Raw genomic sequence first — 9,704 nt, forward strand, 5'->3', positions numbered from 1 at the left:
CCGCGGCGCGATGGTTGCCGTCGCACAGGGCCGGTTCGCCGACGCGGAACGCCTGGCCGGTGCGGCCCTGGCGACGGGTCCGGCGCTCGGGCACTACGAGGCGCGGCTCGCCGCGGCCGAGCTCGCCGCCGCCCGCGGCGACGCCGGCGCGGCCCGCCTGGCCGGCGAGGCGCTCGCCGCCGCCCGGGCCGGCGGCCACGCGGTGTCCGCGGCGCGGCTCAGCGAGCTGGCTCCGGCTGGGTGAAGGCGACCGCTTCGATCTCCAGCAGCCACGCCTCGTCGTAGATGCCGGTGATGACGATGGTCAGCGCGGGGCGGTGCCCGCCCAGGATCTCCTGCCGGATCGCGGCGTTGACCGCGCGGTGCTCGCGGCCGGACAGGTAGGTGGTGACCTTGACCAGGTGCTCGACGCCCATGCCGGCCTCGGCGAGCACGGCGAGGATGTTGCGCCAGACCAGGCGGCACTGCGCGGCGAAGTCCGCCGGGATCACGCCGTCCTCGTCGGCCCACGGCACCTGGCCGCTCACGTACACGGTGCGGCCGGCGCCGCTCACCTCGACGCCGTGGGTGTAGTTGCCCACCGGGGCAGGCAGCGCCGCCGGGTCGAGCGGCCGGATGGTCGGTGCGGTCATCCTCGTGCCTCCGGAAGGTCGTGGCGGCCGGCGACGTGCATCGCGGTGTAGTAGACACACCGTTTCGCGCCGGGGTTGGCGAACGCGTGGGTGCGGTCGCCGGCGTAGTAGAGGGCGTCGCCCGCCGCGAGCGGATGCTCGACGCCGTCGAGCGTGACCAGGAGCCGGCCGGACTCGACCGCGACATACTCCCGGGAGCCGGGCGCGTGCGCGGCGAACGCGCCGATGACGACGCCGGCCGGGACGACGGTGCGGATCAGCTCGAACTCGACACCCGGCAGGTTCGGCGACAGGATCCGCCGCTCCCAGCCGGAGGGATCGGTGAGCGTGGGCTGGTCGGGTGCGCGCAGCAGGATCACCGGCTCCGGCTGGTCCTCACCGAGCAGCCGGGACACGGTGACGTCGAGGGCCGTGGCGAGCCGGGCGAGGACCAGCACGCTGGGCACCTTCGCGCCGCGCTCGATGTCGGAGATCATGCTGCGGCTGACGCCGCTGGCGGCGGCGAGGTCCTCGATGCTCAGCCCGCGCCGGGCACGCTGCTGGCGCAGCTGGGCGGTGAGGTTCGCCAGGACAGGTTCCACGGTTCGCCACTATAGCGGAATATTTCCTCTGGAGCGGATGCGCCTGCGGAGCCTCCAGACCGCGTACGCGACCAGCAGCGCGACGGCCGCCGGGCACACCCAGAAGCCGGGCCGGGCGGCGAACGGGTTGGCGCTGACGGCCGGGCCGTCCAGAGTGCCGCGCTCGATGAGGTCGAGGGGGATCTCCGGCCTTCCCGCGTCGGCCGGCACCCGCATCACGGTCCGCTCGCCGGCGGCGCCGAGCAGCAGGATCTTGTGGTCGCGCTCGACGAGGAGGTCGTCGCCGCGGAAGCCGAGGACCCGGTCGGGGTGCGGGAAGCTGCGCAGTTCGGCGCCGGTCTCCGCGTCCACGACGACGACCCGGCCGGGGGGCTTGCCACCGCACACGTCCGGGCCCTGCCGCGCGTTGAAGCACACGCCTTTGTTGATGGCGATCCGCCGGCCGTCGCCGCTCCACACGGGCGGGGACCACAGGTCCTGCGGCGACTCCACGGGCACCTTCAGGTCCTCGCCGCCGCGCAGGTTCACCACCCGCAGCCAGGACCGCTGCTCGCTCGCGGACCCCTCGCCGAACGCGATCCGGTCCCCGGTGGGCGACAGCCGCGTCGCGTCGCTCGTCATGTCGACCCGCAGCAGCTGCCGGACGTCGCCGGTCGCCAGGTCGACGAGGTTGATGTCGCGTTCGGTGACCGACAGCACCTGACGGCCGTCGCGGCTCCAGTCGACCGGCGTGCCGCCCGGCGGCCGGTGTTCCTTGCCGGTGCGCAGGTCCAGCACGCCCTCGTAGCCGACCAGGAGCCGACCGCCGTCGGGGGAGAGCCGGCCGATGTTGTGGCCGAGCACCTGCGCCTTGATCCGGTAGCTGCCGTCGCGGCCGACGACGACGGTGGTCGCCTCGAGGTAGACGGTCTCGTCGGTGGTGTACACGACGGCGGCGGGTCCCGGCGGCGACTGGTCGATGGTGGCCTGCCACAGCCACGGCCGCCCCACCCGGGACGGCAGGACGTGGGTGCTGCCGCCCGGATCGGCGACCTGACCCGGACGCGGCCCGGTGGTCCACCACAGCGGCACCGCAAGGGCGACGGCGAGCACGCTCACCATTGCCCGCCGGCGCCGGCGGCGGCGCCGCCCGAGCGACCAGGCACCGTCGGGGAACCGTTGCGGCGGCATCTGACCGGCCAGGGCCGCGAGCGCGTCGCGGACCGGAGCCTCGGGTGTCGTCATGCTCATCTGCCCTCCCGTGCCGCGGCGAGCTCCGGCGCGACGGTCCGTAGCCGCTCCAGCGCCTCCCGGGCGTGGCTCTTGACGGTGCCGACGGACAGGTTGAGGATCTCCGCGGTCCGTGCCTCGGTGTGGTCCTCGAAGTACCGCAGCACCAGCACGGCCCGCTGCCGCGGGCTGAGCCGCGCCAGCGCCTGCCGGACGGCGAGCGACACCACGACCTGCCCGCTGGGGTCCGGGGTGACCTGGTCCGGCGGCTCGGCGTAGGGCTCGTCGTGCACCTTCCGCCGCCGCCACGCCGAGACGTGCTGGGTGTAGAGGACCCGCCGCACGTACGGGTCCGGGTCGCCGCCGCGCACGATGCGGTCCCACCGGTCGGCGACCCGGATCAGGGTGGCCTGCACCAGGTCCTCGGCCTGATGGACGTCACCCGTGAGCAGGTACGCGACCCGCGACAACGCCGCCAGCCGGTCCCCGACGTACTGCCGGAACGACTCCTCTGTCTGCTGCACCGCACCTCCCGACCAGGTACACGCTCGCACGCGGGCGTTTGGAGGGGGGCGGGCCTGTGCTGCGGTGACGGCCGCCGGATGCGGCGGCCGTCACCGGTCCTGCACGGTTCAGGCGACCCGGACGCGTCGCTGCGGGCGGCGTCTCGGGTTGCGGTTCAGGCGACGCGGACGCGTTGCCGCGGGCGGCGTCTCGGGTTGCGGTTCAGGCGACGCGGGCGCGTCGCTGCGGGCGGCGTCTCGGGTTGCCCAGGGCGACCAGCGTCGCGCCGGTACCGCACCTTCCTCGCCTGGCCGGCCGGCCGCGGGCGTCCAGCAGCGTGATCGAGCCGCCGGTCGGCACGGTGAGCGTCGCCGTCTGCGTCTCGTCCGGCGCGCCGGTGGTGGTCTTGCTCGGCGGCGCCGGCGGCCCCGGGATCGTCACCAGCGGCGTGTACGTCGCCGTCGCGCTCTGCCCGTACGCGTCGGTGACTTGGTAGTCGACCGGTGGCAGCTGGCCGTGGAAGCCGAGCACCGGCGTGAAGATGACCGTGGCGGTGCCAGCCTGCTGCAACGGGTTCGGCACCGTCCCGCCGGCCGCCGCGGTGTCGGCGAGCTTCAGCGTGTACGCGCCCTTCCCCTCGATGAACAGCGACGTGGTCGGGTTGCCGTTGGCGTCGATGAGCGCGATGGTGCCGTTCGCCGGCACCGGCAGCGTCGCCGTCTGCGGCGTGACGCCCTCGCCGTTTGGCGACGGTCACCGTGCTCGTCAGCTGGTTGCCGGCGCCGAGCAGGCTGATCGCGTGGCCGGACGGGACCGTCGCGGTCGCGGCCTGCGGTGCGGTGCCGACGCCGGTGCTGGTCAGCGCGGACGGCTTCGGCGCCTTCGGCGGCCCGGGCCCGACCGTCGGCGTGTACGTCGACTGCGCGCTGATCTCGTCGACCTTGACCTTGTAGGTGACCGCGGTGGCCGTGCCGGAGAAGCCGTCGACCGGGGTGAACGTGATGACCCCCGTGACCGGGTTCAGCACGTACGTGCCCTGCCCGGCGACCGTGACCGTGTTGACCTGCGCGCTCTCGGCGATTATCAGGTAGACCTCGCCGGCGTTCGGGACCGGCACGGTGACGGTCTGCGCCGCGCCGTACAGCCCGGAGGAGGTCAACGGCGATGCCGTCGGCGGGGTGACCCACTGGATCACGACCTCGCCGTTGGTCTCGGCGTCGCCCTTGCCGGCGGTCTTCATCGCCTGGCCGTCACCGGCGGACTTCTCGTCGACCGCGGCGTAGGTGTAGCCGCCCGCGACGCCGGCGGTGTGCAGGTACCCCGAACCGCCGCCGCCCGCACCGGCGATCTGGGGGCTGCATCAACGGCACCGCCAGGCCGGTCATCGCGACGTGTACGGACGGGCCTCGGAGTGCCAGACGATGTCTACCGCGCCCACCGTGCCCAGCCTTGCACGGGTCCACCGGTTCCGGAATCGAACTTCCGACGGTTCCGGTGCGCTATTACGGTCGCAACGGGCGACGAACTTCGCAATCATAGAATCGATCACCGAATTGATCACAGTATGGATCATCTGGATGGGGAAACGCGTACCGCAGCTGCCGGTTGGTGGGCCTGACCAGGAAAGGTGCGGCAGGTGATCTGTATCTTGGCGGAGTGGATCACACCTTCGGTAAATCCAAGCCGTCGGTAATCGTGAGGCGTGGCAGTCTTCCCCGGAATCGCCATCCGGCCGGCAGGAAAGAAAGGTGGCGGCATGGCACTCACTCCGGTCGACCAGCTCGGCGACGTGCTGCTGCAGACGCTGCGGGAGCCGCCGTTCCACGGCTCCGGCACGCCGGCGGCCGTGCTCGACGCGATGGGCCCGTCACCCCGCTTCACGCCCACGCCGCAGGATCGCCGGCGGGACCCGGAAGACCCAAGGACGCCGATCTGGCAGTCCCGGGTGTACAAGGCCGTGCGCCGCCTGATCGGCCAGCAGTTCCTCCGGGTCGACCGGGACCGCTGGACGCTGACGCCGGCGGGCGAGGGCGCGGCCGACGAAGCCCTCCGCCGCGCCGCCGAAGCCACCGCCGCGGACGGCGATGCCGTGCCGCAGCCGGTGACGAAGGCGGCGGACAACCGCAGCCTGCTGCGGCCGAGCGTGGTAGCGGCACCGCTGCTGGACCCCGACGCGCGCGCCCGGATCGGCTTCCCGGTGGACGAGGCAACGCCGCTGCCGGTGCTGATCGAGCTGAACGTCCGCTACAGCGGCGGCATCCTGGAGGCGCACCGGCGGCTCCTGGAACTGCTCGAGGGCGTCGGCCCGCAGGTGCGGCAACCACACCAGCTGACCGAGGACGTCGTCGCCGCCCGGCTGACGATGACCCAGGTGCAGGCGCTGGTGGAGGCGGACGCGGCCGGCAGCAGGGCGTCGTCGCAGCGCGCCGTCCACCGGGTCTGGCCGGACTTCCCGGTGCAGCCGCTGATCGACCGCTCCGCCCGCACCATCAAGGCCGACGCGGGCCGGCGCTCGTTCGGCGCCACCGGCCAGGACATCGTGTGGGCGGTCATCGACTCCGGCATCGAGCGGCGGCACCCGCACTTCGCGCGCTGGGAGACACTCACCCACCCCGACGTGCTGGAGTTGCATCGCGACTTCACCACGACGCTGGCCCCCGGCCCGGAGACCGCGGAGGCGGCGCTCGTCGACGAGCGGGGCCACGGCACGCACGTGGCCGGGATCATCGCCGGTGAGCTGCCGCCGGGACAGACGGACCAGCCGGTCCAGGTGCTGCGGGACCAGTTCGCGGACGCCGAACGCGACATGCCGGGCGACACGACCGGCCGTACCTTCGATCCGGACCTGCTCGCCGGCGTCGCGCCCAGGACCCGGCTGGTGAGCCTCAAGGCACTGCCGGCGGACGGGGACGGCGACTCCAGCCGGGTGATCGCGGCGCTGCGCTACGTCCGGCAGGTCAACGCCTCGAGTGACCAGCTGATGCGCATCCACGGCGTGAACATCAGCGTCGGCTACGAGTTCGACCCGACCTGGTTCGCATGCGGGCAGAGCCTGCTCTGCAAGGAGGTCGACCGGCTCGTCCGCAGCGGCGTGGTCGTGGTCGTCGCCGCGGGCAACACCGGCTACGGCCGGGTGACCGCCACGTTCCGGCAGACCAGCACCTCGCTGGCGATGACCATCAACGACCCCGGCAACGCCGAGCGGGCCATCACGGTCGGCTCCACCCACCGGGACCGGCCGCACACCTATGGCGTGTCGTACTTCTCCTCCAAGGGCCCGACCGGCGACGGCCGGCCGAAACCCGACCTGCTGGCACCGGGGGAGCGCATCGCCTCGTGCGCCGCCGGAGCGAAGCGCGCCGCGAAGGTGACCGGCGACGTACCGCCCGACGCACCGATCTACATCGAGCAGGACGGCACGAGCATGGCGGCGCCGCACGTCTCCGGCGCGATCGCGGCGTTCCTGTCCGTGCGCCGGGAGTTCATCTGCCAGCCGGAGCTGGTCAAGCGCATCTTCTGCGACACGGCGACCTCACTCGGTCGCGAACCGTACTTCCAGGGCGCCGGTCTGGTCGACCTGATGCGTGCCCTGCAACACGTGTAACCGAAGGGGGAACACATGAACGAGATCGCGGGCCTGCCGTTCTGGGAGGTCCGGTTCGACGCGGACGGTGACGTGGACGCCCAGAGCGAGCGGGACAGCACCACCGGGATCGTCGCCGCCGGGATCACCGACCTGCTGGTCTTCGCACACGGCTGGAACAACGACGCCGACGCGGCGAACGCCTTGTACAGGGGGTACTTCACGTTCGTGCCGGGCCTGCTCGCCGGCCGGCTGCCGGCGGGACGCAAGGTGGGGCTGCTCGGCGTGTACTGGCCGTCCAAACGCTGGTCGGACGAGCCGGCCCCCGACTTCGCAGCCGACCTCGGTGCCGGCGGCGGCGCGGCCGGGTTCGCGGCACTGCCGACCTTCCCGCCGCCGCCCCCGCCGGACGAGCAGACCCGCGAGGCGCTGCTCGACGCGTTCCCGAACGTGCGGGAGTCGGTGATCGACGACCTCGTGGGCCTGCTCCGCGACCGGCCGGACGACCTCGGGTCTCTCCGCCGCGCCCATCACCTGATCGCGGTGGCATCCTGGTCGCAGGGCCCGGGCGGCACCGTCGACGATGGCGACGGCTCGGCCGCCGTCCCGCCCTTCGCTCAGGCCGGACGGGACGGCAAGGCGGTCAGCGAGGAGTTCCTGCAGGCATTGGAGGAGCAGGGCGTCGTCACGTCCGGCGCCGGCGGCGACGCTGGTTTCGGTGACGGCCTGCGGCGGCTGTGGCACGGCACCCAGGAGGCCGCCAGGCAGGCGACGTACTGGCAGATGAAGCGCCGGGCCGGCGAGGTCGGCGAACGGGGACTCGGCCCGTACCTCGCCCGGTTGCACGCCGCGGCCGGTGGGCTGTCGAGCAACCTGATCGGGCACAGCTTCGGCGCCCGGCTCGTGTCCTTCGCCTTGCGGTCGATGTCCGGCCAGGCCGGGCGGGTCCGGTCGGTCACCCTCCTGCAGGGGGCGTTCTCCCACTACGCGTTCGCCGCGGAGCTGCCCTTCGACAAGTCCCGCGGCGGCGGCCTGCGCGGGCTGCAGTCGCTGGTCGCCGGGCCGGTCGTCGCCTGCTACTCCCAGCACGACTCAGCGGTCGGCGTCTTCTACCCGCTGGCCTCACTGGCGTCGGGGCAGGACGAGAGCGGATTCGGCGACCCGATGGACCGCTGGCGCGGCATGGGCGCGGACGGTCACCAGCCACCCGCAGTCGCGTTGCAACTGCAGCCGGCCGGCACGTCGTACACCTGGCCGCCCGACGGAAAACTGGTCAGCATCGATGCCCAGTCGGTGGTCCGGCACGGCCGTCCACCCAGCGGCGCGCACTCCGACATCTGCCACGCGGAGCTGGCCTGGATCCCGCTCAGCGCCGGCGGCGTCATTCGCTAGGGTGGCGCCCCGCGGCCTAGGAGTTCGCAGCCATGCCCCGCTCCGGCGCCACCACGTACGGCTTGGTAGCACTGCACACTGCGTGGCTTCGCTCACGTGGCGTGATGGCGCTGGACGTGGGGGTGTGCGGGTTCGAGAATGGTGGGGTAGCGCCTACCGGGGGGAGGCGGCGCATGCCACGGCCGTATTTTTCTTTGGACGCACCGGATTCCGGGTCTTCTTGTTCGTTGGGTTCGATTGATTGGGATGCGCGTTTTGCTGCGCAGCGGGCTGCGTGTGCGCGGCGGCGTGAGGAGAGGTTGCGGGTTCGGGCGGAGTTCGCGGAGGCTCGGGCGTACGGGTTGGCGGCTCGTCATGCGACGAAGCTGACGCGGTTGCGGAACGCTCGGTTGTTGGCGGAGCTGGACGCTGTCCCACCGACTGCCGCAGCCCGGTCCGGGTCACGCGACCCAGCGACCACCGCCTCCGTGTCGGCATCTCCACCGCCCGCCGGTGTGTCTGCGGGGCCTGCGTCTGCTGGGCGCGTGTGCGCATCGGTCGAACCTGGCCGAGTGTCGGCTCCACTCATGTCTGCGCCGGTCGGGTCTGCGCCCGGGTCTGCGACTGTCAGGCCCGCGCGGGTGTCTGCTCCACCCGCGCCAGTTCGCCCCCGGCCCGCGCCCGTGCCTGCTTCTGCGCCGGCTCGCGTTCCTGCGCCGGTGCCCACTCCTGCTCCTGTTCGCCCTGTGCCAGCGCGGGTGTCTGCTCCGCCTGTGCCTGTGCCCGGGCCTGTGCTCGGTCACCCAGGGCCCACGCCTGCGCCAACTCGGCCCGCCCGCGTGCGTACATCTGCGACCGTCCGGTCCGTGCCCACTCCCAGGTCCACGCCGGCTCCCGTCCAGTCCGCGCCCGTCCGGCCGGTGCCCATGCCCGTGTCAAAACCGGTGCCCGTTCGGCTCGCGCCTGCTGGGTCCGCGACTCCGCCTGTCCCCGTGCGGTCCGAGCCTGCTGAGCCCGCGCCCGGGTTTGCCGGCCGCGCTTCCACGCCCGCGCCAGGGTCTGCTGCGCCGATGCCTGTTCGGGCCGGGCCTGCACCCACTTTCACGTCCGTTCGGTCGGCGTCCGCGGATGGTCAGTCCGCGTCCATGTTCCAACCTGCGCCCGTTCGGCCCACGTCCGGTTCCGCGTCCACGTCCGGTTCCGTGTCCGCGTCCGGTTCTGTGCCCGTGTCTGGTTCCGTGCCCGCGTCCCTCTGGGCCAGGCCTATTCCCGTTCGGCGCGCTCGAACCTACGCCTGTGCTTGTTCGGGCGGTGGATGCTCGGCTCGCGTTCATGCGTGCATCTGCGCCTGTTCGGGGTGTGCCTGCACCGCCGACGCTTGTGGCTGGCGGCGGCCTGGTGACCGTATCTGCCACCGCAAGGCGGGGCCACTGCCGCAGCGCAGGGAGTGCAGTCGCATCTGCAGGGCGTGCGCTGCCCGGGACGGTCCGCGGCCGTAATTCGTGAGGCAGTTCGCCATCGCGGCCAGGATGCCGCGGTCGCGTCCAGCAGGTCACGGCTCGGTCGCTCCGAAGAACGCCCTGGTAGTAGCGCGGGCAACGGATGCGAGTGGTGTGCCGACCCGTGGTCGAGCACCGGCAGTGCCGAGTGTCGGGCGGGCGGGGCTTCTGGTGCCCGCCAGCATCTGGCCCGGCGTGCTGCACTGCTGCGCTGGGCTCTTCCGGCAGTGCAGGTCGGCGCTACGACCCGTTGCGGCCCGCGCCGCCAGCCCGCCGGCCCGCGCCGCCAGCCCGCCGGCCCGCCCCGCCGGCCCGCCCCGCCGGC

Annotated in this window: 10 protein-coding genes and 2 pseudogenes; 5 read left to right on the forward strand and 7 right to left on the reverse strand. The window is 73.0% G+C overall.

Annotation, left to right across the window (positions count from 1 at the left end):
* On the forward strand, positions 1-244 hold a 244-nt coding region (locus AB0K00_RS56985), incomplete at its 5' end, for a hypothetical protein (protein ID WP_363539953.1).
* On the opposite strand, the gene AB0K00_RS56990 is transcribed toward AB0K00_RS56985, so the two are convergent.
* The 5 genes and pseudogenes from AB0K00_RS56990 to AB0K00_RS57010 all read right to left on the reverse strand — a co-directional run.
* The gene (locus tag AB0K00_RS56990; protein ID WP_363539954.1) at positions 219-632 is read right to left on the reverse strand and encodes a RidA family protein; all 414 of its coding nucleotides are present in this window, start codon (positions 630-632) and stop codon (positions 219-221) included. The two genes, AB0K00_RS56985 and AB0K00_RS56990, sit on opposite strands and share 26 nt — an antisense overlap.
* Positions 629-1,213: an XRE family transcriptional regulator gene (locus AB0K00_RS56995; RefSeq protein ID WP_363539956.1), complete on the reverse strand. Its 585-nt coding sequence runs from the start codon at positions 1,211-1,213 to the stop codon at positions 629-631. The genes AB0K00_RS56990 and AB0K00_RS56995 overlap by 4 nt, the downstream gene beginning before the upstream one ends.
* Before the next feature lie 9 nt (positions 1,214-1,222).
* Positions 1,223-2,443 carry a hypothetical protein gene (locus AB0K00_RS57000; protein WP_363539958.1) on the reverse strand — a complete coding sequence of 407 codons (1,221 nt, stop codon included), beginning with the start codon at positions 2,441-2,443 and terminating at the stop codon, positions 1,223-1,225.
* Entirely contained in the window at positions 2,440-2,946 is a 507-nt protein-coding gene (locus AB0K00_RS57005) for a SigE family RNA polymerase sigma factor (RefSeq protein WP_363539960.1), read from the reverse strand. The genes AB0K00_RS57000 and AB0K00_RS57005 overlap by 4 nt, the downstream gene beginning before the upstream one ends.
* Positions 2,947-3,148: 202 nt before the next feature.
* Positions 3,149-3,640: pseudogene (locus tag AB0K00_RS57010) on the reverse strand (hypothetical protein); the annotation flags it as partial.
* Positions 3,641-3,669: 29 nt separating this feature from the next.
* On the opposite strand from AB0K00_RS57010, the gene AB0K00_RS57015 reads away from it, so the two are divergent.
* Entirely contained in the window at positions 3,670-3,879 is a 210-nt protein-coding gene (locus AB0K00_RS57015; RefSeq protein WP_363539968.1) for a hypothetical protein, read from the forward strand.
* A 5-nt stretch (positions 3,880-3,884) separates the two neighbouring features.
* Here the strand turns inward: AB0K00_RS57015 and AB0K00_RS57020 are convergent.
* Positions 3,885-4,121 (reverse strand): annotated as a pseudogene (locus AB0K00_RS57020) (hypothetical protein); the annotation flags it as partial.
* On the opposite strand from AB0K00_RS57020, the gene AB0K00_RS57025 reads away from it, so the two are divergent.
* From AB0K00_RS57025 to AB0K00_RS57035, 3 genes are all read left to right on the forward strand, one after another.
* On the forward strand, positions 4,045-4,209 hold the full coding sequence (locus tag AB0K00_RS57025; RefSeq protein ID WP_363539970.1) for a hypothetical protein: 165 nt from the start codon (positions 4,045-4,047) through the stop codon (positions 4,207-4,209). The pseudogene AB0K00_RS57020 and the gene AB0K00_RS57025 overlap by 77 nt on opposite strands.
* Before the next feature lie 473 nt (positions 4,210-4,682).
* A complete protein-coding gene (locus tag AB0K00_RS57030) occupies positions 4,683-6,530 on the forward strand; it encodes a S8 family peptidase (protein WP_363539962.1) in 1,848 nt (615 codons plus the stop codon).
* A gap of 15 nt (positions 6,531-6,545) precedes the next feature.
* Positions 6,546-7,901: a hypothetical protein gene (locus AB0K00_RS57035; protein WP_363539964.1), complete on the forward strand. Its 1,356-nt coding sequence runs from the start codon at positions 6,546-6,548 to the stop codon at positions 7,899-7,901.
* A 606-nt stretch (positions 7,902-8,507) separates the two neighbouring features.
* Here AB0K00_RS57035 and AB0K00_RS57040 read toward each other — a convergent pair.
* The gene (locus AB0K00_RS57040; protein ID WP_363539966.1) at positions 8,508-8,729 is read right to left on the reverse strand and encodes a hypothetical protein; all 222 of its coding nucleotides are present in this window, start codon (positions 8,727-8,729) and stop codon (positions 8,508-8,510) included.
* Positions 8,730-9,704: the final 975 nt, after the last annotated feature.

Origin of the sequence: Dactylosporangium sp. NPDC049525 (assembly GCF_040676755.1) — a bacterium.
GTDB lineage: Bacteria > Actinomycetota > Actinomycetes > Mycobacteriales > Micromonosporaceae > Dactylosporangium.